This window comes from Oxalobacteraceae bacterium OTU3CINTB1, assembly GCA_024123955.1.
In the GTDB taxonomy this organism is placed as follows: domain Bacteria; phylum Pseudomonadota; class Gammaproteobacteria; order Burkholderiales; family Burkholderiaceae_D; genus Rugamonas.
Genome location: CP099652.1, coordinates 5,942,362 through 5,967,462, shown reverse-complemented (window position 1 = coordinate 5,967,462; position 25,101 = coordinate 5,942,362). Strand labels below are relative to the sequence as shown.

The following is a 25,101-nucleotide window of genomic DNA, read 5'->3' as shown; positions in this document are numbered from 1 at the left end:
ACAAAGTTTGGATGGGTAATTGTAATGTAAGAAACATCTCTCATGACGCGGCTTCTTCGGCGAACACTTCCTTGGCCGCGAACAGGCCGTTGAGCGCGGCGGGAAAGCCGGCGTAGACGGCCATCTGCATGATGATCTCGACGATCTCGTCCTGCGTGCAGCCGACGTTGCGGGCGCCGTGGATATGCACCTTCAGCTGCGGCGCCGCGTTGCCCAGCGCGGTCAGGGCGGCGACGACGGCCAGCTCGCGCACCTTCAGGTCCAGGCCCGGGCGCGAATAGATGTCGCCGAACGGAAACTCGATCAGCAGGCGGGCGAAATCGGGGGCGATGTCCTTGAGGCTGTCGATGACTTTCTCACCGGCCAAGCCATCGATCTCCTTGAGCTTGGCCAAGCCCCGCTCATAACGTTCATTACTCATGAATACACTCCCTCGGTTGGTTACCCCGGGCAGTGTAGGCAAGCACCGGAGGGGCCGCCAATACCATTTTCGTGATGCGTTTTAGGTATCGCGGCCGCTCCGGTTCCGGCGGGGTCAGGCCAGGCCGGTGCCCAGGTTCATCACCTTGGTCCAGGCGGCCACGAAATCGCCGATGAACTGCTGCTGGCCGTCGGCGCTGCCATAGACTTCGGCGACGGCGCGCAGTTGCGCGTTCGACCCGAACACCAGGTCGGCGCGGCTGGCGCTCCACTTGACGGCGCCGGTTTTACGGTCGCGGCCCTCGAAGGCGTCCGCCGCGCGCGAGGTCGGCGCCCACACCGTGGCCATGTCGAGCAGATTGACGAAGAAGTCGTTGCTCAAGGTGCCGATGCGCGTGGTGAACTCGCCCTGCCTGGAGGAGTCCACGTTCGCGCCCAGCACGCGCAGGCCGCCGACCAGGGCGGTCAGTTCCGGCACGGTCAAGGTCAGCAACTGCGCGCGGTCGACCAGCATCGCCTCCGCCGGCACCGCATAGCGCTCCTTCTGGAAGTTGCGGAAGCCGTCGGCGAACGGCTCCATCGCTTCGAACGACTCGGCGTCGGTCTGCTCCTGCGTGGCGTCGGTGCGGCCCGGCGTGAACGGCACCACCACGGCGGCGCCGGCCTGTTTGGCCGCCTGCTCGATGCCGGCCGCGCCGGCCAGCACGATCAAATCGGCCAGCGACACGCGCTTGCCGCCGGCGTTGAACGCGCTTTGGATGCCGTCAAGCTTGGCCAGCACCTTGGCCAGTTGTTGCGGTTGGTTGACTGGCCAGTCCTTCTGCGGCGCCAGGCGCACGCGCGCGCCGTTCGAGCCGCCGCGCAGGTCCGAGCCGCGATAGGTCGAGGCGGACGCCCAGGCCGTCGATACCAGCTCCGGCACGGTCAGGCCCGAGGCCAGGATCTGCGCCTTGAGCGCGGCGATGTCCTGCGCGTCGACCAGCGGATGGTCGACCGCCGGCACCGGGTCCTGCCAGATGAAGTCTTCGGCCGGCACTTCCCGTCCCAGGTAGCGCGCCTTCGGTCCTATGTCGCGGTGGGTCAGCTTGAACCAGGCGCGCGCGAAGGCGTCGGCGAATTCGGCCGGGTTGGCCAGGAAGCGGCGCGAGATTTTTTCGTAGGCGGGATCGAAGCGCAGCGACAGGTCGGTCGTCAGCATCGTCGGCAGCAGTTTTTTCGACGGATCGTGCGCGTGCGGGATGGTCGCCTCGGCGCCCTTGGCGACCCACTGGTGCGCGCCCGCCGGGCTCTTGGTCAGTTCCCATTCAAAGCCGAACAGGTGCTCGAAGAAGTCGTTGCTCCACTGCGCCGGCGTCTTGGTCCAGGTCACTTCCAGGCCGCTGGTGATGGTGTCGCCGGCGTTGCCGGTGCCGAACTTGTTGTGCCAGCCGAAGCCCTGGGCGGCGATGTCCGCGCCTTCCGGTTCTGCGCCGACGTTGTCGGCCGGGGCCGCGCCGTGCGTTTTGCCGAAGCTGTGGCCGCCGGCGATCAGGGCCACGGTTTCCTCGTCGTTCATCGCCATGCGGGCGAAGGTGTCGCGGATGTCGCGCGCGGCCAGCACCGGATCGGGGTTGCCGTCCGGGCCTTCGGGATTCACGTAGATCAGGCCCATCTGCACCGCGCCGAGCGGGTTCTCTAGGTTGCGGCTGTGGACGTCGCCATCGGCGTCGTCGTCGGTCACCAGCACGCCGCCGGCCTTGGCCACGCCGTCGCTGCCGTGGGCGTAGCGCACGTCGCCGGCCAGCCAGGTGGTCTCGCGGCCCCAGTAGACGTCCTGGTCCGGTTCCCACGTGTCGACCCGGCCGCCGCCGAAACCGAGCGTCTTGAAGCCCATCGTTTCGAGCGCGACGTTGCCGGTCAAAATCATCAGGTCGGCCCACGAGATCTTGCGGCCGTATTTTTGTTTAATCGGCCAGATCAGGCGGCGCGCCTTGTCCAGGCTGACGTTGTCGGGCCAGCTGTTGAGCGGCGCGAAACGTTGCTGGCCACGGCGCGCGCCGCCGCGACCGTCGCCGATGCGGTAGGTGCCGGCGCTGTGCCAGGCCATGCGGATGAACAGGCCGCCGTAGTGGCCGAAATCGGCCGGCCACCAGTCCTGCGAGTCGGTCATCAGCGCGGCCAGGTCCTGCTTGACGGCCGCCAGGTCGAGGCTGCTGAATTCCTTGGCGTAGTCGAAATTCGCGCCCATCGGGTCGGACTTGGCCGAGTGCTGCAGCAGCAGGTCCAGGCGCAGCTGGTCGGGCCACCAGTCGGCGTTGGCGGTGCCGGCGCCGGTGGCCTGGCTGAATGGACATTTTGCTGCGTGATTCTCGTTGCTCATGCGGGGACTCCTGATCGGTTAGGGGATGGCCACGCCATCATATTCCCGTTTCGCAAGAGATTGCTTAAAAGATTAAAAGATTGGCGGGACACCCTCCCAATCGGGAGGGATTTATGGATCAGTCCGCCAGGGTGGCGGTATCGATCACGAAGCGATAGCGGACGTCGCCCTTGAGCATACGCTCGTAGGCGTCGTTGATCTGGTCGGCCCGCACCAGTTCGATGTCGGCGACGATGCCATGCTCGGCGCAGAAGTCCAGCATCTCCTGGGTTTCCGGGATGCCGCCGATCATCGAGCCGGCGATCGAGCGCCGCTTCATGATCAGATTGAAGACGTTGGGCGACGGATGCGGCGTCGCCGGCGCGCCCACCAGGGCCATGGTGCCGTCGCGCTTGAGCAGCACCAGCAGGGCGTCGAGGTCGTGCGGCGCCGCCACCGTGTTGAGGATGAAGTCGAAGCTCTTGGCGTGGGCCGCCATTTCATCCGCGTTTTTCGACACCACCACTTCGTCGGCGCCCAGCTGGATCGCCGCCTCGCGTTTTGAGTCGGAGGTGGTGAAGGCCACCACATGGGCGCCCATCGCGTGGGCCAGCTTGATGCCCATGTGGCCGAGGCCGCCGATGCCGATAACACCGATTTTCTTGCCGGGACCGGCGTTCCAGTGGCGCAGCGGCGAATAGGTGGTGATGCCGGCGCACAGCAGCGGCGCGACGGCGGCCAACTGTTCCTCGGGATGGCGCACCTTCAGCACGAAGCGCTCGTGCACGACGATTTTTTCCGAGTAGCCGCCCAAAGTCCAACCCGGCGCGTCCGGCGTCGGGAAGTTGTAGGTGCCGACCATGCCGTCGCAATAGTTTTCCAGGCCGTCTTCGCACTCGGCGCAATGCTGGCAGCTGTCGACCAGGCAGCCGACGCCGACCAGGTCGCCGACCTGATGACTGGTGACGTGCGCGCCGACCGCCGACACGCGGCCGACGATCTCGTGACCCGGCACGCATGGGTACTGGGTGCCGGCCCATTCGGAACGCACCTGGTGCAGGTCCGAGTGGCAGATGCCGCAAAAAGCGATGTCGATCAGGACGTCGTGGGCGCCCGGCGCGCGGCGGGTGATGGCCAGCGATTCGAGCGGCTTGTCGGCGGCGTGGGCGCCGTAGGCTTGTACTTGCATGGTATGACTCCTTGGTGCGTTTGAACAGATGGACATTTTCCGTGTCCGGGCGTTCAATCGGTAGCCCGTTCCGCCGGAATTCTTGCCCGATCCAGCGTTGACCCGGTGTTTTGATAGGCAATGGCCGGCCCGGAAGCTAGAATCCACACCAGGAGGAAGTGAGCGGAAATGAGATCGACAGACGACATGGCGGCGCCGCGCGGCGCGCATCAACAGGCGGTGGCCCGCATGATTAAAAGCCGGCTAAGCGGCACCGGAGACTTCGAGACGGCGATTCCGCACCTGCGGTTTTTCCGGCGTGACGAGGTCGCGCCGCCGACGGTCTGCATGATCGAGCCGTGCATCGTGTTCGTCGCGCAGGGGGCCAAGCGATTGTGGGTCGGCGGCGAAGGATATTTATATGACAGTTCGCGGCTGCTGGTGACGTCGCTCGATTTGCCCGGCGGATCGGAGGTGCTGACGGCCAGCGCGGAGCAGCCTTGCGTGGGGCTGATGTTGAAGCTCGATATGCGCGCGCTGGCGGAACTGATCGCCCAGGGCGGCTTGCCGGCCCCGGATGTGGCGAGCGCCGGCGGCGGTGTCGGCATCGGCGCGGTGACGACCGATATCCTGGCGCCGCTCGAAAGGCTGCTGGCGCTGTTGGACGATCCGCAGGCCATTCCGGTGATCGCGCCGTTGATACAGCGCGAGATTTACTACCGCCTGCTGCGGGGCGACCAGGCTGCGCGCCTGCGGCGCATCACGGCGGTGGACAGCCAGGGGCACCGCATCACCAAGGCGATCGACTGGCTGAAATCGAATTTCACGCAGTCGCTGCGCGTCGAGGAACTGGCCGCGCGGGTGCAGATGAGCGCGACGACGTTCCACCAGCATTTTCGGCAGCTCACGGCCATGAGTCCTTTGCAGTACCAGAAGTGGCTCCGGTTGAACGAGGCCAAGCGCCTGATGCTCAACGAGCACCTGGACGCGGCCAGCGCGGCCTACAAGGTGGGTTACGAAAGCCCGTCGCAATTCAGCCGCGAGTACAGCCGCCTTTACGGGCTATCGCCCAAGCGCGACATCATGGAGATGCGCGGCCGGGCCGGCGAGGGCGTGTAGCCCGCGCTTTAAGCCCTCTTTTACGCCACCTTCGGTAACTCGCCGATCAACTTGTCCAGCGTGATCGGATATTCCCGCACCCGTATCCCGGTGGCGTTGTACACGGCGTTGGCGATGGCCGCCGCCACGCCGCTGATTCCCAGTTCGCCCACTCCTTTGGCCTTCAATGGGCCGGCGGTGGCGTCGGCTTCGTCGAGGAAGACGGCGTCCAGGTGCGGGATGTCTGCGTGCACCGGCACCTCGTAGCCGGCCAGGTCATGGTTGACGAAGTAGCCGACGCGCTTGTCGACCACCATGTCCTCCATCAGCGCGGCGCCGGCGCCCATCGTCATGCCGCCGATGATCTGGCTGCGTGCCGTCTTCGGGTTGATGATGCGTCCCGCCGCGCATACGGCCAGCATGCGCCGGATGCGGATCTCGCCGGTGTACGCGTCCACCGCCACCTCGGTGAAGTGCGCGCCAAAGGTTTGCTGGGCGAAGCGCTTGGCCAGGTCGCCGTACTCCATCTTGTCCTCTCCCACCAGATCGCGTTCGCGCGCGGCCGACTGCAAGGCCACGCTGCGCCCGCCCCATTTGACCTGTCCTTGCGCGAAGGTGGCGTCGGCCACGTTGAAGCCGAACTGTCTGGCCACCGCCTCCCGCAGCTGGACGCAGGCTGCGTAGACGCCGGCCGTCGACGAGGCCGCGCCCCACTGGCCGCCGGAACCGGCCGACTCCGGAAAGCGCGAGTCGCCCAGGCGCACCACCACCTGGTCGAGCGCCACGCCCATCATCTCGGCGGCGGTCTGCGCGATGATGGTGTAGCTGCCGGTGCCGATATCGGTCATGTCGGTTTCCACCGTCACCACGCCGCGCTTGTCCAGGCGCACGCGCGCGCCCGAGGCCATGACCGGCGCGCCCCGGATGGCGGCGGCCACGCCGTAGCCGATCAGCCAGCGGCCGTCGCGCCGGCTGGCCGGATGCTCGGGGCGCCGGCTCCAGCCGAAACGCTCCGCGCCGGTGGTCAGGCAGGCGATCAGCTGGCGCTGCGAGAACGGACGTTTCGGGTCTTCCGGATCGACCTGCGTATCGTTGCGGACCCTGAATTCAACCGGGTCGATCTTGAGCTTTTCGGCCATTTCATCCATGGCGATTTCCAGCGCCATCATGCCCGGCGCCTCGCCCGGCGCGCGCATGGCGCTGCCTTCGGCCAGGTCCAGCTGCGCCAGTTTGAGCTGCGTCATGCGGTTGGCGCCCGCGTACAGCAATCGGGTGGGGGCGGTGGCCGCTTCCGGACGCCCGCCGGCGATATTGCCCGACCAGCTCTCGTGACCGATGGCGACGATGTCGCCCGCCGCCGTGGCGCCGATGCGGATGCGCTGTATCGTCGCCGGCCGGTGGGTGACGTTGTTGAACATGAGGGGACGCTGCAGCGTCACCTTGACCGGGCGTTTGGCGGCGCGCGCGCCCAGCGACGCCAGCACGGCGTCGCACAAGACCGTGCCCTTGCCGCCGAAGCCGCCGCCGATGTACGGCGACACCAAACGCACATTTTCGACGGCGATGCCGAGCGTCTTGGCCAGGTCGCGCCTGCCCCAGTTGACCTGCTGGATTGCGGTCCACAACGTCAGCTGGTCGCCGTCCCAAGCGGCGATGGTGGCGTGCGGCTCCATCATCGCGTGGGCCTGGTCGGGCGTGGTGTAGGTGGCGTCGAGCTTGACCGCCGCGCCGGCGTAGGCGCCGGCGAAATCGCCGATGCCGGTTTGCGCCGGCGGCATGAACTTGCCCGGCTTCGGCGGCTGCGCGCCGTCCTTCGCGGCCTCCAGGTCGAAGGCGCCGGGACTGCGCGTGTAGCGCACATCGATCAAGCCGGCCGCCGCGCGCGCCTGCTCGAAGGTCTCGGCCACCACCAGCGCGACCGCCTGGTGATAGTGGTCGACGGCGGGACCGGCCAGCGCGCGGTCGGCATAGAATTCACCCCTGTCGAGCTTGCCGGCATTGTCGGCGGTGACCACCGCCAGCACGCCCGGCGCGGCCTTGGCGCGGGCGGTGTCGATGCCGTCGATGCGGCCCTTGGCGATCGCCGCGCCCAGCACGTAGCCGTAGGCCGCGCCGGGCGCCGCCGCGTGCTGCTCGTAGGCGTAGGTGGCGGTGCCGGTGACCTTGAGCAGGCCTTCGACGCGGTCGACCGGCTTGCCGACCACGCGCAACTGGTCGATCGGGTTGGTGGTGGCGGGTTTATCGAATTTCATGAGGTGGCCTTTCCGCCATCGGCGGGGATCGTGCAGCGTGCGGTGGCCAGGGCGGCCTTGAGCGTCGGGATCAGTGTGACGGCTCGCCGGGCTCGACGGTATCCCGTTCCTCTAGATTGATTGCCTGATACTCTGGTCGCGCAGGTTCCGCTAGCCAGTTGCCACCCGCACTCGGTATCATCGAAACGAAAACAGGGAGGCTCACTTTGTCATCTGGCTCATCAGTGGAAAAATCGCTCGACGCGCTCTGCGACGAGCTGGCGCGCAAGTGCGCGCCGTTCGCGTCGTCGATGGAAAACCCCACCGTCATTTCGCCGCTGACCCTGTATCGCCATACGGCCGCCACGCAGCCGCTGCCGATCACCTACACGCCCAGCATCGCGCTGGTGGTGCAGGGCCGCAAGCAGGTGCATCTGGGGACCAACACCTTCGTCTACGACCGCTCGCGTTTTTTGCTGACCTCGATCGAACTGCCGGTCACCAGCCAGGTGATCGAGGCCAGCGAGGCGGTGCCGTACATGTGCCTGCGGCTGGCGCTGGACATGCGGTTGGTGGCAGAGGTGATCGCCGGCACCGAGCCCGCCGCTGCACGAACGGGGAGCGATTCCTTCGGCATGGAGACAGGCGAGGCGACCGCCGACCTCATCGGCGCTTTCGGCCGGCTGGTCGACGCGCTGCATGCGCCGCGCGACGCGGCTTTCCTGGGTGAACTGCTGCAGCGGGAAATCATCTACCGTGTGTTGCAAAGCGAGGCGGGAAGCCGGCTGCGCGCGATCGCCACCAACGGCGACCACAGCCACCGTACCGCCAAGGCGGTGGCGTGGGTCCGCGCCAACTTCACCAAGGCCTTGCGGGTGGAAAACCTGGCGGCGTTGGCCGGCATGGGCGTGTCGACCTTGCACTACCATTTCCGCCGGCTGACGTCGATGAGCCCGCTGCAATATCAAAAGCAGCTGCGCTTGCAGGAGGCGCGCCGCCGCATGCTGATCGACGGCCTGGACGCCGCCAGCGCCGCCTTCGAGGTGGGCTACGAGAGCGCCAGCCAGTTCAATCGGGAATACAGCCGCGTGTTCGGGCTGTCGCCGATGCGCGACGTGCGCGCGCTGCGCGACCAGGGCGGCGCGCTGTAGGCGTGGCGGCCGGCGCCATCAGGCGCAATCGGACCGGTTGCAATGCAGTTTGGCGCGTGTGTGCCATTCCTTGACCAGTTGCCGGCGGCTGGCCTCGTAGGGCTCGTCCAGGAATTCCGCCTTCACCACGCGCGCGGCGTGGAACATGTGGAAGTCGCCCAGCGACTCGCACCACGCGGCGATGAAGCGTTGCGCGTCGATGAAACCGAGGATGATGGGCCAGATGACGCGCTCCGATGCGTTGCCGTCCTCGCCGGTGTAGAGCACGCGCATTTTGCGCTGCTCGCGTATCGCCGCGCGCACGCGGGCCAGGTCGAGGCCGGCGGGATTGTCCGGCTGGCGGCTGATATACAGCGTGTTGTCGTTCAGGGCGCGCCGCATGTCCGGCGGCAGCACCGCGTCGATCTTGGCCAGCGCGTTTTGCACGGCGTGCGCCAGGCCGTCGTCGGTCTGGCGGCTGACCCATTGGGCGCCGGCCACCAGCGCCTGGATTTCTTCAGCGGTGAACGACAGCGGCGGCAGCAAAAATCCCGGCCGCAGGATGTAGCCGACGCCCGGTTCGCCATCGATATCGGCCCCCATGCTTTGCAGGGTCACGATGTCGCGCCGCAAGGTGCGGATCGATATGCCGACCTCGCGCGCCAGCACGGCGCCGGCCACCGTGCCGCGATGGCGGCGTAAAACCTGCATGAGATCGAATAGTCTTTCGCTGCGTGACACGATTACTCCATTTTAACGAGGCATTTGCCGCCGGCTTTCAGACCGGCCTCCAGCTGCGTGATCAGGTCGGCCGCCGCGTCCAGCGGCACAACGCGGCCGATCGGCAGGCGGAGCTTGCCTTCGCTGGCGGCGCGCGCCAGCTTGTCGAGCGTCTCGAACCGCGGCGCGCCGACGACGGGCTTGAGCCGGCGGTTGAACAGCGCGCGAATAAATTTTCCCGGCGTCGGATGCAGGTCCAGGAAGACACCGGTTTTGTTCAGCAGGCCCATCGCTTGCTCGACGGTCAATTTCTCGGCGGTGTCGATGACGACATCGTAGCGCCCCCTGATCGCCGACAGGTCGATGGTGCGGTAGTCGTACACGGTTTGCACGCCGAGCGCGCGCATGCGCTCGATGTCTGCCGCGCCGCAACTGCCGGCCACCGTGGCGCCGTGCATGCGCGCCACCTGCACGGCCGCTTCGCCCACGGCGCCGGCGCAGCCGTTGATGAACACGCGCTGGCCGGCGGCCAGTTTGGCCTTGTCCATCAAACTGCCCCAGGCCGTCATGCCAGGCGTGCCGAGGCAGGCGGCGTCCTCGAAGGAGACGTCCTCGGGTTTTTTGGCCACGAATAGTTCCTTGGTGATCAGCGCCTGGCCCAGCGCGCCGCTCTCCTTGAAGCGTGCCAGGCCAAACACGGCGTCGCCGGGCTGCAGACGCGTCACGTCCGGACCCACGGCGATGACCATGCCCGAAAAGTCGAAGCCCATGGCGCGCGGGAATTTTTGTCCTGTCATCAGCTTCATCACGCCCTGGCGCAGTTTCCAGTCGATCGGGTTGATGGCGGCGAAGTGCACCCGAATCGCCACTTCTCCCTTGCCCGGAGCGCCCAGGTCGAAGTGTTCAAGCCGCATCAGCTCCGGGCCGCCGTACTGGTGATATTGAAGTCGTTTCATCGTGCTCATGGTGGAATCTCTTGTTTGGTGTAAAAGAGATCCAGTGTAGAGCGCCATGGTGCCAGATTATGGCACCATGCTGAGCCGGCGAGGAAAGCAAATCATACTTTTTTCAGCGCCTCCGCCTTGTGCGCGGCTTCGGCGCCAGTCTTGTCGCTGACAACCAGATACTCGGGATGTTCCTTCGACGCCGCCACCTCGTGCCCCTTGATGTGGGTGGGGGAGGTCAGCTTCTTCTTGACCTTGCCATGCACCACGCCCTGCGGCGAGTTCCACTGCACCTTGTCGCCCGCCTTCAAATCGTTCGCCATACCGCCTCCCTGTTTGAGTGTTCGCCGATTGGATCATGGTTCGTCTCATCCCCGCGTACGTTACCGCCCAAAAAAACTGTAGACGACTGGTCTAGTTGTGTTATAGTGACGTTCATGGGCACAACACACACCTCAGAGAACGTCGATGTTCGCGGGAACATCCTGGCCACCGGCCAGCGCATCATGGCGGGCAAGGGCTTTTCGGCCGTCGGCCTGAACGAGATCCTGGCCACGGCCGGCGTGCCCAAGGGTTCCTTCTACCATTACTTCGGGTCGAAGGACGCGTTTGGCGAGGCGATGCTCGAAGCGTACTTCGAGGACTATCTGGCCGACATGGACGCCACGCTCGGCCAGTCCGGTTTGACGATGGCGCAGCGCCTGATGAATTACTGGCAGGCGTGGCAGAACTCGCAATCGTTCTACGATTGCCAGGGCAAGTGCCTGGCCGTGAAGCTGGGCGCGGAAGTGGCGGACTTGTCGGAGGCGATGCGCTTGTCGATGAAACGCGGCACCGCAGGCATCGTCGGCAGGCTGGCCGGCGCGATCGAAGCCGGCGTGGCCGAGGGATCGCTGTCCATCGACGGCGACGTCCAGGATACGGCGAGCAGCCTGTATCAACTGTGGCTGGGCGCCAGCGTGATGGTGAAGATCGTGCGGGACACAACTCCGTTCGAGTCCGCACTGCGGACCACAAAGCAGATTTTGCATTTACCCCCTGTTTGAGCGGGGCAGTTACAAGGCATTTCAGTTGAAATGCTTTTTTTTTGACGGTTTACTAGACGACTAGTCTACTAGCATTCTTGAACACAGAAAGGTTATGCGATGCTGGAACATATCAAGTCCTCGGGTTGGCTGCGTGAGACCAACTTCATCGGCGGCGCATGGGTCGCCGCCGCCGACGGCGCCGTCCACGGCGTCAACGATCCCGCCACCGGGACGGCTCTCGGCTCGATCGCCTGGTCGGGCGCGGCCGACACCCGGCGCGCCATCGACGCCGCGCACGCCGCGTTTGCGTCATGGTCGATGACCACCGCCAACGAACGGGCCGATGTGCTCCAGAAAATGGCCGCCACGGTGCGCGCCAATCTGGACGATCTGGCGGCCATGCTGACCCTGGAGCAGGGCAAGCCGCTGGCCGAGGCGCGCGCGGAAATCAAGCTCGGCGCCGATTACATCCAGTGGTTCGCCGAGCAGGCGCGCCGCATCAACGGTGAGATCATCCCGTCGCCGTGGCAGGGCCGGCAGATCCTGGTGACGCGCGAACCGGTCGGCGTGGTGGGCGCCATCTCGCCCTGGAATTTCCCGTTCTCCATGCTGGCGCGCAAAGTCGCTCCGGCGCTCGCAGCCGGCTGCACCATCGTCGTCAAGCCGTCGGAGCTGACGCCGTATTGCGGTTTGCTGTGGGGCGTGCTGGCCGAGGCGGCCGGGGTGCCGGCCGGGGTGGTCAACGTCGTCACCGGCGACGCGGCGGCCATCGGCGGCGAACTGGTGGCCGATGCGCGGGTGCGCAAGCTTACCTTCACCGGTTCGACCCGGATCGGCAAACTGCTGTACCAGCAATCGGCCGCGACGATGAAGAAGTTGTCGCTGGAGTTGGGCGGCAACGCGCCCTTTATCGTCTTCGACGACGCCGACATCGACCGCGCGGTGGACGGCGCCGTCGCCGCCAAGTTCCGCAACAGCGGGCAAACCTGCATCTGCGTTAATCGCTTCTATGTGCAGGACGGCGTCTACGACGAATTCGCGCGCCGGCTGACTGAAAGGGTCGCCGCGCTCAAGGTCGGCAACGGTTTCAGCGCCGACGTCCAGCAGGGGCCGCTGATCAATGAGGCGGCGGTTGCAAAGGTCGAGGCGCATATCGCCGACGCGGTGGCCAAGGGTGGACGGATTCTGTCCGGCGGCCGGCGCCACGCGCTCGGCGGCACCTTCTTCGAACCGACCGTCATCGCGGATGCCACTGCCGATATGCTGATCGCGCACGAGGAGACCTTCGGCCCTGTGGCCGCCTTGTTCCGCTTCGGGCACGAACAGGAAGCGGTGGACGCGGCCAATGCCGCTCCGTTCGGCCTTGCCGCCTATTTCTACAGCCAGAACCTGTCGCGGGTATTCCGCCTGTCGCGTGCGCTGGAGAGCGGCATGGTCGGCGTCAACGAAGGACTGGTGACGACCGAAGTCGCGCCGTTCGGCGGCGTCAAGGACAGCGGCATCGGCCGCGAAGGCGCGACCCAGGGCATCGACGAATACCTCCATCTCAAATATGTCAGCCTCGGCGGCCTGTAACCGAACAACATCCAATCAAAGGCACACAGTGAATAACAAAAAACTCCTCGAACCCGTCACATTGGGACGCCACCAGCTGGCCAACCGCATCGTCTTGCCGCCGCTGACGCGCCAGCGCGCCGCCCAACCCGGCGACGTTCCCACCGACCTGATGGCGCAGTACTACAGCCAGCGCGCCAGCGCCGGTTTCATGGTCAGCGAGGGCACGCAGATCGAGCCGCGCGGCCAGGGTTACGCCTGGACGCCGGGCATCTACAGCCCGGCGCAAATCGCCGGCTGGCGCAAGGTGACCCGCGCGGTCCATGCCGAAGGCGGCGTGATCTACGCGCAGCTGTGGCATGTCGGACGCGTCTCGCACACGGCGCTGCAACCCGGTGGCGCCGCGCCTGTCGCGCCGTCCGCCTTGCCGGCGCTGAATGCTAAAGCCTTCATCGAAACCGGTCCCGGCGCCGGCACGCTGGTGGCGCCTTCCGTGCCGCGCGAATTGAGCGTGGCCGAGATCGCGGAGCTGGTCAAGTTGTACGCCCAGGCGGCGCGTAATGCGCTCGAAGCAGGCTTCGACGGCGTCGAGATCCATGCCGCCAACGGCTACCTGGTCAACCAGTTCATTTCCGGCCACGCCAACACGCGCACCGACGAATACGGCGGCTCGCTGGAGAAGCGCCTGCGCTTCCTGCGCGAAGTCGTGGATGCCGTCGCTGCCGTCGTGGGGCCGGAACGCATGGGCGTGCGCTTCACGCCACTGTTCACCAGCACCGACGAGGACCGCGTCTATATCGGCTTCGTCGAAGACGATCCGCACGCCACCTACATCGAGGCCATCAAGGTGCTGGAGCAGGCCAGCGTTGGCTACCTGTCGATCGCCGAGGCGGACTGGGACCACGCGCCCGACCTGCCCGAGCAATTTCGGCGCGAGGTGCGGCAAGCCTTCAGCGGCCGCATCGTCTACGCCGGTCGCTACACGGCCGAGCGCGGCGAGCGCTTGCTGGAAACAGGACTGGCTGATTTGATCGCGTTCGGCCGGCCGTTCATCGCCAACCCGGACCTGCCGGCGCGCATCGCCAACGACTGGCCGCTGAACGCGGTCGATCCGGCGACGATGTACGGCGGTGCGGAGCAGGGCTACACAGACTACCCGGCGTTTGCCGAAACAACCTCCATCACAACCAACAAGGAATAATCATGAACGACAATATCGCAAACAAAGTAGTGCTGATCACCGGCGGCAGCACCGGCATCGGCGCCGAGGTGGCGCGCCTGCTGGCGAGCCGTGGCGCCAAAGTGGCGATCGCCGCGCGCCGCAAGGACAAGCTGGACCAGGTCGTGGCTGAAATTGAAGCGGCTGGCGGCACCGCCAAAGCCTACAGCCTCGACGTCACCGACAAGCAACAGGTCGAGGCCGTGGTGGCAGCCGCAGTCGCCGATTTCGGCAAGCTGGACGTGCTGATCAACAACGCGGGACTGATGCCGATCCGGCCCATGTCCGAGGTCAATACCGACGAGTGGGACGCGATGATCGACGTCAACCTCAAGGGGACGTTGTACGGCATCGCCGCCGTGCTGCCACGCTTCCTCGCGCAGCAGGGCGGCCACATCATCAACCTCAGCTCGGTGGCCGGCATCAAGGTCTTCGCGCCGGGCGGAACGGTTTATTCCGGCACCAAGTTCGCCGTTTCGGCCATTACCGAAGGACTGCGCCAGGAAGTGGGCGACCAGATCCGCGTGACATCGATCGCGCCGGGCGCCGTCGACAGCGATCTGAAACACAGCACCTCGGGCACGGCGGCGGAAACGGTGATGGACTTTTACAAGCAAGCCATTCCCGCATCGTCGGTGGCGCGCGCGGTCGCCTACGCGATCGAGCAGCCGGCCGATGTCGACATCAATGAGATCGTGCTGCGGCCGACGCGCCAGGTGTTCTGACGGTAGGGTAAAACGATGCCTTACTCTGGCGTCGGTGCGGGCGACCAAGGCCGCCGGCGTGATCGCGCAGGTCGGCTTCCTCACCGGCCAGACCACGCAACTCCAGCTGATGCGGGTGATTTTCCGTCAAACGACGATCCGGGGCATCGCGGTGGCGCCCCGCACGTCGTTCGACCGCATGATTCCTTTCCTGGAGCAGCACGGCATCAAGCCCGTCATCGACAAGGTATATGCGTTCGAGGACGCCGTGCAGGCTTTCGAGCACCTGGCGCGCGGCCCGTTCGGCAAGATCGTGATCAAGGTCGGGGACTGAGGCCGCCGCCAGGTTGTACTATCGGGTGCGCTGGACGATCTGGTCATGCACGCCGTCGAACCATCCGCCGAGGCGTGCCAGGTCGCCATCGATTTTCAGTTGACCGGTGCTTTGCAGCTTGGCCAGCGCGGCGGAAAAGCGCGGGTCGGCGCCGTGCAAGGTGTTGAGCTGGCGCGAGCCGGCCACGGTGACCTCGACAGTGATGTCCGCCTGTTCGTTTGGTCCCGCCCCGAGCCGGAAAGACGGTTTGCCGCCGACGATCTCGAAGCGCAGTCCTTGCGCCAGCCCCGCGCCGAGCTGGACCCCGTCGGTATAGCGCTCCACCAAACTGACGTTGAAGTCGGCGGGCAGCGCCGCCTGCGCGGCGGCGTCCTTCATCAGCGCCCCTACCATGTCGAACCATGCCGTCGTGCCATGCAGGATCTTCATGCGGCGGCTACCGTCAGTGCGATCTTGCCCCGGATGTGCCCGTTGGCTGCGCGTTCGTGCGCGGCGCGTGCTTCGGCCAGCGGGAAGGTGCTGTCGATGGCCACGCGGATGGCCGCGGCGTCGAGCAGGGTGGCCAGCTCGGCCAGTTGCGCGCCGCTCGAGCGCACTTGCGTCGTCGACACCGTGAAGCCGGCCTTGGCCGCCTCGTCGGCGCCGGTGTATCCCAGCGGGTACACCGGATACAAGGCGCCGCCGCGCTTGAGCGTGCGCAGGAAGCGGCCCGTGGCGGCACCGCCGACGGTGTCGAGCACGAGGTCGACGTCCTGCACGGCGCCTTCTGGTTTCACTTTCGTGTAGTCGATGAATTCGTCGGCGCCCAAGTCCCGCAGGAATGATTCATGTCCGCCCGAGGCCACCGCGATCACGCGGGCGCCGCGCCACTTCGCCAACTGCACCGCGAAATGGCCCACGCCGCCGGCGGCGCCGTTAACCAGCACCGTTTTGCCTTCGAGCGGTACCGGGACATGACGTTGCGGTTGCAGCGGGTTTGGATGGTTGTGTCCCAGCGCGATCAGGAACTGCCATGCCGTCAGCAGGGCCATCGGTGCCGCCGCTGCGCTAACGTGGTCGATGCCGGCCGGCTTGCGCGCCAGGTCCGACTCAGGCGCGGCCACGTACTCGGCATACGCGGCGCTATCGCCGAAGCTTGGGAAGCGCACCATGCCGAACACCTCGTCACCGATGGCGAAACCAGTCACGTCCGGCGCCACCGCTTCGACTACGCCGGAGATGTCGGTGCCGGGAATGGCCGGCAGCGCCACCGGTGGTTGCCACTCAGGCGGCAACGAGCGGTAGCCGTCGCGCAGGTACCAGTCCGGCGGATTGATGCCTACCGCGTGGACGCGAACCAGCAGCTCGCCTGCTTTTAGTTGTGGTTTCGGTGCGTCTTCGTAGCGCAGTACCTCGGGGCCGCCGAACGCGTGCAGCCGAATCGCTTTCATCGTGTTATTTGACATCGCTTAATCCTTCGTCAAGAATAGGGGTTGTTACCGGAACAGTGCTCCCTATATGCGGAGCATCGCTCCGCTTATTTACAATATATGGAGCATTGCTCCGTTTGTCAAGTGGGAACCATGCGCGCTGACGCTCAGAAAAATTACGATCACTTGCTTGAAGTCGGACGCGAGGTCGTCGCCGAGCAGGGCGCCGAGGCGTCAATGCGCGATATCGCCCGCCGGGCCGGCGTCGGCATCGGCACGCTTTACCGTCACTTTCCGACGCGGGAAGCGCTGCTCGCCGCGCTGCTGGGAAAAATCTTCGATCGGCTGACCGTCCGGGCAGGAGAACTCGATTCCTCTGACTCGCCCGGCGCCGCGCTGGTTGCGTGGTTGCGCGAGATCGTCTCCATCGCCCATGACCATCGCGGTGTGATCGCGTCGATGACGGCGGCCATTGACGATCCGGATTCGGCGCTGCACGCCTCGTGCGTGACGATGAAGGCATCTGGCACCCGGCTGTTGGCGCGCGCGCAGGCCGAGGGCGAGGCGCGTGCCGACATCGACGGCGCCGATCTGTTCGCGCTGGTCGGCGCGCTCGGATGGCTCAACGATCAACCCTCGCTGGCCGCCCGCGCGGACCACCTGTTCGGGGTGATCGCCAGTGCGATCCTGGCGCCGGGCGCCTGCGCCGACGGGACGCCGGCCGCAGCGTGACAATCCGGTCGCGGCAGGGCGAATCGCCGGTGTCCGCAAGGGCTGATTTTTCCGTTTTCCCTGCCTTTTGGCGGGTTCGGTACGGTGCGTCGCGGCGGTAAGATCGGGCCTTTCGCCAATATCGAGACCGAACCATGACCGCCACCGACCACGCCGCAACTTCCACGCCCGTACGCTTGCCGATCGGCACCACCGATGGGGTCGTCTTCGACGTGGTCGCCTGGGGGCCGGCCTATGCCGATGTCGACTTCAGCGTCGCTTGCATGTTCGAGCACGAAGTCGATGGCGCGCCCATTGCCGGCGGACTGCTGGGACTGGACCAGGCGCTGGGCGGCCACCTGACCCGCATGCGCGCCGCCGGCGCCTTCCGCGCGCAGCCGATGGAAACCATGTTGATCGCGTCGCCGCCGCCGGGCATGCCGCCGCGCGCGGTGCTGGTGATCGGGCTGGGCGATCCGGCCACGCTGGACGCGGAACGGCTGCGCCAGGCCACCCGCGTCGCCATGCGCGAGGCGATTCGCCATGGAGCCCGCTCGATGGCCTTCGCGCCCAGCGTGCTCGACGCCGGCCACACCGACAACGCCGCGCTCGACATGCCGGCGGTGATGTTGGACGGCATGCAGAGCGCCTTGCGCGCCGAGCTGGCATTGGCCAAGGCGGAGCTGGCGCCGGCACCCGCGCTGCGTCATTGCACCTTCGACGTGGGCGCGGCACGCGTGGCCGGCGCGGCGCAGGCGTTCGCGGCCGCGTTCGCGCGGTATTGAGCTGGCGACAATCGACAAAAAATCACAAGATTGAGCAGGAACCCGTTGTCGAACTATTACAGTCGGTCAATGCACTGAACGAGGAGCGTTCAAAGCCCGCGTGGCCGGGTCGTGCATTTCGAACTGTTTTATTTCTTGGAGAACGACAATGACGACTTTTCTGGCTTTGATGGGCCGCTGCATGGCGGTTGCCGCCGTGGCGGCAATGTTAATTTCACCGGCGCAGGCCGCGCCCAAACTGATCAAGAACGATACGTTCTGGCGTGACACCAACAACAACCCGATCTATTCGCAGGGCGGCGGCATCCTCAAGGTCGGCGCGACTTATTACTGGTACGGCGTCAAATACGACGGGGCGGTGACGTACGCGGCCAATCCGGTGTCCTCCAACAGCAACACCGGCTTCAACGCGATTACCGTCTATTCATCGACCGATCTCGCCAGCTGGAAGTTCGAGGGCAACGCCGCATCCACCGGGCCGGTCGGCGGGCCGTGGGAATCGGGCAACTGGATCGGCCGCCTGGGCGTGGTCTACAACAAGAACACCAATAAATACGTGCTGCTCTCGCAGATCTGGTCGCCGACGCTGGGCAGCGGCGTGCTGTTCGCCACCAGCAGCACGCCGGTCGGCCCCTTCGTGTTCGACCACATCCAGCCGCAGATCACCAACGTGGTCACGCCTGCCACCGGCGACCAGACGATCTACACGGATGACGACGGCTCGTCGTATCTGATCTTCAGCAACGCCAACGGCCGCGCGCGCTCATACGTGGCGCGGATACGCGCGTCCGATTCGTTGTATATCGAGCCCGCCGTCAATATCGCACTGAACAGCGCCGGCCGCGAGGGCAACGCCTTGTTCAAGCATGCCGGGGTGTACTACTTCTGCTCGTCCGATTTGCACGGATGGAACGCGTCGCAAACCTACTGCCGCTCCGCCAACGCGATCAATGGTCCCTACACGGCCGAATTCGTGCTGGACGGTTCGCAGGGCGACTTCTCGCATGTGTCGCAGAATGGCTTCTTCATTCAGGTCAACGGCAGCGCGGCCAGCACGGTGCTGTATGCGGGCGACCGCTGGGGCGATTTCGCCGGCAACGGCATCGGCTACAACCAGTGGGTGCCGCTGTCGTTCAACGGCGCCACGCCGCGCTTCAATTCGCTGAGCCAGTTCAACCTGGACGCGGCGACGGGGACGTGGACTGTCGGCGCGGGCAACAACTACGCCATTAATCCGAGTTTCGAAGCGGACCGGGTGCGCCAGAACGCGCTGGCCGGCTGGACCACGTGGACCAATCTGACCGACGCCGATCCGAATAACAATTTGCTGCGCGGGCATACCGGGCGCTGGAACGCCGAGCAGTATTACACCGCCGCGTACTCGGCCAGCCGCTACCAGGATTTGACGGGACTGCCGAACGGGACCTACACGCTCAGCGCCTGGGTGAAAAGCAGCGGCGGGCAGAGCATCGCCCGCGTCTATGTGAAAAACTTCGGCGGCGCCGAGCTCGTGTCGAGCATCAACAGGGCGATCCCGAACTGGACGCAGGTCACGATACCCAACATCCAGGTCACCAACGGCAAGGCCACCATCGGCATGTACCAGGTGGCGAACGCCGGCAACTGGATCAATGTCGACGACTTCTCGTTCACTAAAAACTAGCGGATGCACCAGCGCCGCCATGCATGCGTGGCGGTCGCATGCAGGGTTGAAAGTATATGAGAATCGTAATGTTGTGTAAGGTACCCTTGTCGCCGGACTAATCACGAAGATGTCTTTTGGATAATATGAGTTATCCTAGGTTCATGTTTTGTATCCAAGTCATTGTTTGTACTGTACAATTATTTCGCCACTCGTCGCGAAATGTGCAAGGAGGCTCACACCAACGATATTGGATACGATGTAATGAACAAGACAGCATACGCTTGCGCCTTCGCCTGCTTCGGCAGCCTCTCCACCCACGGGGCGATGGCGCAAAGCAGCGTGAATATCTATGGCTTGCTCGATAGCGGCGTGGTCTACACCACCAACGCCAACGCGGCCGGCGACGCCATCGCCAAGATGCCCACGCTGACTGGCAGCATGCCGTCGCGGGTCGGTTTCCGTGGCGTCGAAGACCTCGGCGGCGGCTTGCAGGCGGTGTTCACGCTGGAGGCGGGCCTGCATGTCGACAACGGATTGATGGGGCAGGGCGACCGGCTGTTCGGCCGCCAAGCCTCCGTCGGCCTGAGGGGCGCCTACGGCACGCTGACGCTCGGCCGGCAAGTGAACATGACGTCCATCGCGGTCGCCAAGTCGGACGTGCTGGGCCCCAACCTGTTCAGCCTGGGGAGCATCGATCCCTACATTCCCAACGCCCGCAGCGACAATGCGATCGGTTATCTCGGTAATTTCGGCGATTTCACGGCCGGCGCCACCTACAGTTTCGGGCGCGACGGCTCGGCCGCCGGCGGGCCGCCGGCCACCAATTGTCCCGGCGAGGTGGCCGGCGACGCGAAAGCCTGCCGCCAGGCGACCGCCATGCTGGGCTACGACAACGATCGCCTGGGCGCCACTGTCAGCTACGACATCATGTACGGTAACACCGGTGCGGCGGCGGGACTGACCACCAGCGACAGCAACGACCGCCGCATCACTTTGAACGGCTATGCGATGGTCGGGAAGCTGCGCCTTGGCAGCGGCATCATCGCGCGCAAGCGGGTGGCCGCCACGCGCGTCAACGACCTCGAATCGAACTTGTACTACCTGGGCGGCAGCTATCCGCTGACGCCGAAGTTCACGCTGGATGCGCAGCTATCGCGGTTGGCGGTCAAGGGTAGCGACAGCGACTCGACCCTGGCCTCGCTGCGCCTGACGTACTCCCTGTCGAAGCGAACGGCGGTCTACTGCCTGCTTGGACGGATGAACAACTCCGGCCGGGCCGCGATCCCGCTCGACGTCGGCGGCACGGTAGGGCAGGGCCTGAACCAGTCGGGCGTGGCCACAGGTATTCGTTACGCGTTCTGATCGCGGCTTCGTTCACGGTCAAGCGGGGCTGAACTCCTCGACGAGGAAGTCGATGAACGCGCGGACTTTGGCCGGCAGGTTGCTGCGGCTAAGGTAGTACAGGTAAAGATCCGCGTCCGGCAGCCTGTAGTCCTTCATGATTTCCTTCAGGCGGCCGCTCTCGAGGTACTTCGCCACATCCCACTCGGAGCGCTGGACGATTCCGTGGCCGTCCAGCGCCCAGTTCATCACGATGTCGCCGTCGTTGCTCGAGACCGCGCCGCGCACCTTCACCAGCTCCACCGCTTTGCCTTTCTGTAGCCTCCAGGTGCCGTAGACGTCGTCGTTTTGGCGGTGCAGGATGCAGCGGTGCTGGTGCAGTTCGGCCGGGGTTTGCGGCTCGCCGGCTTTTTTCAGATACGCCGGCGACGCGCACAAAAACCGCTTGTTCGACATCAGCTTGCGCGCGGTCAGGCGGGTGTCCGGCAGTTCGCCGAAGCGGATCGCCAGATCGTAGGCCTCCTCCACCAAGCTGATAGGCCGGTCGGTCAGATGCAGTTCCACCTCCACCTCAGGATACGCGTGCGCGAAGCGCGAGACCATCGGCGCGATACGGGTACGGCCGAAGCCTGGCGTGGCGTTCACGCGCAGCAGTCCCTTGGGCGCGGCGCGGCCGCTGGAAATCGATTCCTCCATCTCGCGTATCTGGTGCAGGATCTGCGTCGACTGCGCCAGATACGTCTCCCCCTCGTTGGTCAGGCTGATGCGCCGCGTGGTGCGGTTGACCAGCCGCACGCCGAGCTTTTGCTCCATCAGGCTGAGGCGCTTGGTGACGGCCGGCGGCGTGACGCCCAGTTCGCGGGCGGTGGCCGACATGCTGCCCAATTTCGCCAGCAGCACGAAAAACGCCAGATCGGGTGCGGTCTCAATTTTCATTTAAAGTGAATAAAGGATTAAATTGAAGTGAATATTAGCAGTTAAATTTAAGAGTAAGCTGATGTTATTGGCTCAGTTCAGCGCCCCACCCCAGGAGACTTACCATGAGAATTGTTGAAATCCGCGAAAAAACCGTCCCGATCAGCTCCCCGATCCGCAATGCCTACATCGACTTCAGCAAGATGACCTTGAGCCTGGTGGCGGTGGTGACCGACGTCATCCGCGACGGCAAGCCGGTGATCGGCTATGGCTTCAACTCGAACGGCCGCTACGGCCAAGGCAAGCTGATGCGTGAGCGCTTCATCCCGCGCATCCTCGAAGCCGATCCGCAAAGCCTGATCGACGACAGCGGCAACAACCTGGACCCGCACAAGATCTGGAACTGCATGTTCACCAACGAAAAGCCGGGCGGGCACGGCGAGCGTTCGGTGGCGATCGGCACCATCGACATGGCTGTATGGGACGCGGTCGCCAAGATCGAAGGCAAGCCGCTGTTCCAGCTGCTTGCCGACCGCTACGGCGACGGCAAGGCCGACCGCAACATCTTCGTCTACGCCGCCGGCGGTTACTACTATCCGGGCCAGGACCACAACAAGCTCAAGGACGAGATGCGCAGCTACATCGACCGCGGCTACACGGTGGTCAAGAAGAAGATCGGCGGCGCCTCGCTGGACGAGGATCTGCGCCGCATCGATTCGGTGCTGAGCGTGCTGCAGGACGGCCAGAAGCTGGCGGTCGACGCCAACGGCCGCTTCGACCTCGACACCGCGATCCAGTACGCCAAGGCGCTGTCGCAGTACGACCTGTTCTGGTACGAGGAGCCGGGCGACCCGCTCGATTTCGAACTGCAGGCGACCTTGCGCAACTACTACAAGAATCCCATGGCGACAGGCGAAGACCTGTTCTCGATGCAGGACGCGCGCAACCTGATCCGCTACGGCGGCATGCGCGCCGACCGCGACTGGCTGCAGTTCGATTGCGCGCTCAGCTACGGCCTGGTCGAATACCTGCGCACGCTCGACATGCTGCGCGAGCACGGCTGGTCGCCAAAGCGCTGCATCCCGCACGGCGGCCACCAGATGTCGCTCAACATCGCCGCCGGGCTGGGCCTGGGCGGCAACGAATCGTACCCCGACCTGTTCCAGCCATACGGCGGCTTCCCGGACGGCGTCAAGGTCGAGAACGGCCACATCATGCTGCCGGAACTGCCGGGCATCGGCTTCGAAGGCAAGGCCGACCTGTACCGCGAAATGGTCAAGCTGGCCGACTAACTCCGGGGTCAAGTCTGTCATTTGGACACGAGCCCATGAGCAGGGCGCCTTTAGGGAAGAGGTCGTGTCTGAATGTCAGACTTGACCCCAGTGAGGGTGGCTTCGAGGCCGCCTTTGGGATGGTTGCGCAGGGTGAGCGTGGCGTCGATCGCTTGCGCCAGCTGACGCGCTATCGCCAGGCCAAGGCCCGTGCCGCCGGTGTCGCGGTTGCGCGAGGCTTCGAGGCGGTAGAACGGCTGCATGACGTTGTCCAATTCATCGTCGGGGATGCCGGTGCCGTGATCGCGCACGCGGATCGTCAATTGTCCATCGGCGCTATCGACATGCAGGTCCGCCGATCCGGCGTACTTCAGTGCGTTGTCGATCAAGTTGCCCAGCACCCGGCGTAGCGCGTGCGGGCGGGTGACCACCGACGCGCCGGTTTGGCCTTCCAGTTTGACTGGATGGCCGCCATCCAGATAGTCCCCAACCAGGCTACCCAGCAGCGAGTCCAGATCGACACGGCACGCCGCTTCCGACGTGCCGTGCAGCGTGCGCGCATAAGCCACGCCGTCGCGCACCAGCATCTCCATCTCGATCAGATCGCGGTTCATTTTCTCGCGCTGGATGTCGTCATCCATCATGTCGGCGCGCATGCGCATGCGCGTGATCGGCGTTTGCAGGTCGTGCGAAATCGCCGCCAGGATCTGCGTGCGCTCGTTCAGATGCGCGCCGATGCGGTCCTGCATGGCGTTGAAGGCGCGCGCCGCGCGTGCCACCTCCAGCGGCCCATCTTCGGCGACCGGGTCGGCATTGAGATCGGGTCCCAGACGGTCGGCTGCGTCGGCGAGTTGTGCCAGCGGGCGGGTCGCCAGCCGCACGCCATACCATGTGACCACCGCCAGCAACGCGAGCTGCAACAGCAGCACCGTCGGCAGCCACGCCGGAATCGGCAGGCCGTTCGGACGCATGTCGATGATCAGCTTTGTCCCATCGCTTAGCGTCACATGCGCCTGCACGCGGTTGGGGTGCCCCGGCACGGCGCTTGCCGTGACGGGGTACTGTTTGCCGATGGACTTGACGAACGAGGCGGCGGCCCGCTTCGACAGCTCGGTGTCCGGCGCATGGCCAGTGTCGCCCGGTCCCAGTGAAAATCGATAACTGCGGCGCTCCAGCCGTGGCAACCATTCGGACCGTTCACTAGCGGGCAGACGATCCAGCAACGCCACCGAACTGGCGACGTCCTGCTCCAGATAGCCGAGCATCAAACCGGTGGTCGCTTCGCGCCGTTCGCTGACGATCAGCCAGTATGACATCGCATGCGCCGCGGCCAGGCCGATGAACAGGATCAGCGTCAGGCGCGTGAACAGCGTGCGTGGCCAATGCAGCCTGGTCATGCCGCGCCTCCGAGATCGACCTCGGAGGAGAACACATAGCCTTCGCTGCGCAGGGTTTTGATGTAGCGCGGCTCGCGCGCGTCGTCCAACAGCCGCTGGCGCAGGCGGCTCACCAGCAGGTCGATCGAGCGGTCGAAACTGTCGGCGTCGCGCCCTTGCGTGAGGTTGAGCAGCTGGTCGCGCGTGAGCACTCGGCGCGGATGGTCGAGGAACACGCGCAGCAGCCGGTATTCGGCGCCGCTCAGCGAGACCACCGTGCCGGCGCGGTCCAGCAGGTGGCGGCCGACGGTGTCCAGCCTCCATTCGCCAAAGGTGATGAACTGCCCCGGCTCGTCGACCTGCATATTCGGCGGCAGCATGCGCGCGCGGCGCAGCACGGAGCGGATCCGGGCGAACAGCTCGCGCACCGCGAAAGGCTTGGTCAGGTAATCGTCGGCGCCCATCTCCAAACCGACGATACGGTCGGTCTCCTCGCCGCGCGCGGTCAGCATCAGCACGGGCAGGGCGCGCCATTTGCTGGCGCGCAGTTCGCGGCAGAGGGTCAGGCCGTCCTCGCCGGGCAGCATCAGGTCCAGCACCAGCAGATCGAAGTTCTGTTGTTCCAACAGCGCGCGCATCTGGCGGCCGTTCGCCGCCACGGTGGCACGCATGCCGTTCTTTTCCAGATAAGCGGCCAGCAGCTCGCGGATTTCGCGGTCGTCGTCGACGATGAGGATGTGGTCTGTATTTTCCATGGACG

At 65.3% G+C, this 25,101-nt stretch carries 24 protein-coding genes; 12 read left to right on the top strand and 12 right to left on the bottom strand.

The features are described 5' to 3' along the window. Positions 1–40: 40 nt before the first annotated feature. From NHH73_25820 to NHH73_25810, 3 genes are all read right to left on the bottom strand, one after another. Positions 41–421 carry a carboxymuconolactone decarboxylase family protein gene (locus NHH73_25820; GenBank protein USX25947.1) on the bottom strand — a complete coding sequence of 127 codons (381 nt, stop codon included), beginning with the start codon at positions 419–421 and terminating at the stop codon, positions 41–43. Positions 422–535: 114 nt separating this feature from the next. Next, a complete protein-coding gene (gene katG / locus NHH73_25815; protein ID USX25946.1) occupies positions 536–2,779 on the bottom strand; it encodes a catalase/peroxidase HPI in 2,244 nt (747 codons plus the stop codon). A 118-nt stretch (positions 2,780–2,897) separates the two neighbouring features. Then, entirely contained in the window at positions 2,898–3,947 is a 1,050-nt protein-coding gene (locus NHH73_25810; GenBank protein ID USX25945.1) for an NAD(P)-dependent alcohol dehydrogenase, read from the bottom strand. Between the two features lie 168 nt (positions 3,948–4,115). Between NHH73_25810 and NHH73_25805 the strand changes: the two genes are divergently transcribed. Further along, positions 4,116–5,045, top strand: coding sequence for an AraC family transcriptional regulator (locus NHH73_25805; protein USX25944.1), 930 nt, complete (start codon positions 4,116–4,118; stop codon positions 5,043–5,045). A gap of 20 nt (positions 5,046–5,065) precedes the next feature. On the opposite strand, the gene NHH73_25800 is transcribed toward NHH73_25805, so the two are convergent. Beyond that, entirely contained in the window at positions 5,066–7,276 is a 2,211-nt protein-coding gene (locus tag NHH73_25800) for a xanthine dehydrogenase family protein molybdopterin-binding subunit (GenBank protein USX25943.1), read from the bottom strand. A 224-nt stretch (positions 7,277–7,500) separates the two neighbouring features. Here NHH73_25800 and NHH73_25795 point away from each other — a divergent pair, with 224 nt between their 5' ends. Further along, a complete protein-coding gene (locus NHH73_25795) occupies positions 7,501–8,406 on the top strand; it encodes an AraC family transcriptional regulator (GenBank protein ID USX25942.1) in 906 nt (301 codons plus the stop codon). A gap of 18 nt (positions 8,407–8,424) precedes the next feature. Here the strand turns inward: NHH73_25795 and NHH73_25790 are convergent, their stop codons facing one another. The 3 genes from NHH73_25790 to NHH73_25780 all read right to left on the bottom strand — a co-directional run bounded on the left by NHH73_25790 (position 8,425) and on the right by NHH73_25780 (position 10,372). Beyond that, positions 8,425–9,126 (bottom strand): YafY family transcriptional regulator, encoded by a 702-nt coding sequence (locus NHH73_25790; protein ID USX25941.1) that lies wholly within the window; start codon positions 9,124–9,126, stop codon positions 8,425–8,427. A 2-nt stretch (positions 9,127–9,128) separates the two neighbouring features. Further along, positions 9,129–10,070 (bottom strand): NAD(P)-dependent alcohol dehydrogenase, encoded by a 942-nt coding sequence (locus NHH73_25785; GenBank protein USX25940.1) that lies wholly within the window; start codon positions 10,068–10,070, stop codon positions 9,129–9,131. A 92-nt stretch (positions 10,071–10,162) separates the two neighbouring features. Continuing rightward, a complete protein-coding gene (locus NHH73_25780; protein ID USX25939.1) occupies positions 10,163–10,372 on the bottom strand; it encodes a DUF2945 domain-containing protein in 210 nt (69 codons plus the stop codon). Positions 10,373–10,486: 114 nt separating this feature from the next. Here NHH73_25780 and NHH73_25775 point away from each other — a divergent pair, with 114 nt between their 5' ends. The 5 genes from NHH73_25775 (at position 10,487) to NHH73_25755 (ending at position 14,888) form a co-directional block, all read left to right on the top strand. Then, positions 10,487–11,095 (top strand): TetR/AcrR family transcriptional regulator, encoded by a 609-nt coding sequence (locus NHH73_25775; GenBank protein ID USX25938.1) that lies wholly within the window; start codon positions 10,487–10,489, stop codon positions 11,093–11,095. 99 nt (positions 11,096–11,194) lie between these two features. Continuing rightward, on the top strand, positions 11,195–12,652 hold the full coding sequence (locus NHH73_25770) for an NAD-dependent succinate-semialdehyde dehydrogenase (protein ID USX25937.1): 1,458 nt from the start codon (positions 11,195–11,197) through the stop codon (positions 12,650–12,652). 28 nt (positions 12,653–12,680) lie between these two features. After that, positions 12,681–13,832, top strand: a complete 1,152-nt coding sequence (locus NHH73_25765) for an alkene reductase (protein USX25936.1) — start codon at positions 12,681–12,683, stop codon at positions 13,830–13,832. 2 nt (positions 13,833–13,834) lie between these two features. Continuing rightward, the gene (locus NHH73_25760; protein ID USX25935.1) at positions 13,835–14,575 is read left to right on the top strand and encodes an SDR family oxidoreductase; all 741 of its coding nucleotides are present in this window, start codon (positions 13,835–13,837) and stop codon (positions 14,573–14,575) included. Between the two features lie 34 nt (positions 14,576–14,609). Then, complete coding sequence (locus NHH73_25755) at positions 14,610–14,888, top strand: zinc-binding dehydrogenase (GenBank protein USX25934.1); 279 nt, start codon at positions 14,610–14,612, stop codon at positions 14,886–14,888. Between the two features lie 18 nt (positions 14,889–14,906). Here the strand turns inward: NHH73_25755 and NHH73_25750 are convergent, their stop codons facing one another. Then, entirely contained in the window at positions 14,907–15,317 is a 411-nt protein-coding gene (locus NHH73_25750) for a hypothetical protein (protein ID USX25933.1), read from the bottom strand. Then, entirely contained in the window at positions 15,314–16,333 is a 1,020-nt protein-coding gene (locus NHH73_25745) for an NADP-dependent oxidoreductase (protein USX25932.1), read from the bottom strand. Before NHH73_25745 ends, NHH73_25750 begins: the two co-directional genes overlap by 4 nt. A 117-nt stretch (positions 16,334–16,450) precedes the next feature. Here NHH73_25745 and NHH73_25740 point away from each other — a divergent pair, with 117 nt between their 5' ends. The 4 genes from NHH73_25740 (at position 16,451) to NHH73_25725 (ending at position 20,800) form a co-directional block, all read left to right on the top strand. After that, the gene (locus tag NHH73_25740; GenBank protein USX25931.1) at positions 16,451–17,029 is read left to right on the top strand and encodes a TetR/AcrR family transcriptional regulator; all 579 of its coding nucleotides are present in this window, start codon (positions 16,451–16,453) and stop codon (positions 17,027–17,029) included. 134 nt (positions 17,030–17,163) lie between these two features. Then, complete coding sequence (locus NHH73_25735) at positions 17,164–17,793, top strand: peptidase M17 (GenBank protein USX25930.1); 630 nt, start codon at positions 17,164–17,166, stop codon at positions 17,791–17,793. A gap of 148 nt (positions 17,794–17,941) precedes the next feature. After that, the gene (locus NHH73_25730; protein USX25929.1) at positions 17,942–19,456 is read left to right on the top strand and encodes a family 43 glycosylhydrolase; all 1,515 of its coding nucleotides are present in this window, start codon (positions 17,942–17,944) and stop codon (positions 19,454–19,456) included. Positions 19,457–19,699: 243 nt separating this feature from the next. Then, positions 19,700–20,800 carry a porin gene (locus NHH73_25725; GenBank protein USX25928.1) on the top strand — a complete coding sequence of 367 codons (1,101 nt, stop codon included), beginning with the start codon at positions 19,700–19,702 and terminating at the stop codon, positions 20,798–20,800. 18 nt (positions 20,801–20,818) lie between these two features. Here NHH73_25725 and NHH73_25720 read toward each other — a convergent pair whose 3' ends face one another. Beyond that, positions 20,819–21,715, bottom strand: a complete 897-nt coding sequence (locus tag NHH73_25720; GenBank protein ID USX25927.1) for a LysR family transcriptional regulator — start codon at positions 21,713–21,715, stop codon at positions 20,819–20,821. Between the two features lie 104 nt (positions 21,716–21,819). On the opposite strand from NHH73_25720, the gene NHH73_25715 reads away from it, so the two are divergent. Further along, complete coding sequence (locus tag NHH73_25715) at positions 21,820–22,986, top strand: mandelate racemase/muconate lactonizing enzyme family protein (protein USX25926.1); 1,167 nt, start codon at positions 21,820–21,822, stop codon at positions 22,984–22,986. A gap of 50 nt (positions 22,987–23,036) precedes the next feature. Here NHH73_25715 and NHH73_25710 read toward each other — a convergent pair whose 3' ends face one another. Together NHH73_25710 and NHH73_25705 are read right to left on the bottom strand one after the other, a co-directional pair. Further along, positions 23,037–24,362, bottom strand: a complete 1,326-nt coding sequence (locus NHH73_25710) for an ATP-binding protein (GenBank protein ID USX25925.1) — start codon at positions 24,360–24,362, stop codon at positions 23,037–23,039. Beyond that, complete coding sequence (locus tag NHH73_25705) at positions 24,359–25,096, bottom strand: response regulator (protein USX25924.1); 738 nt, start codon at positions 25,094–25,096, stop codon at positions 24,359–24,361. Before NHH73_25705 ends, NHH73_25710 begins: the two co-directional genes overlap by 4 nt. Positions 25,097–25,101 lie beyond the last annotated feature (5 nt).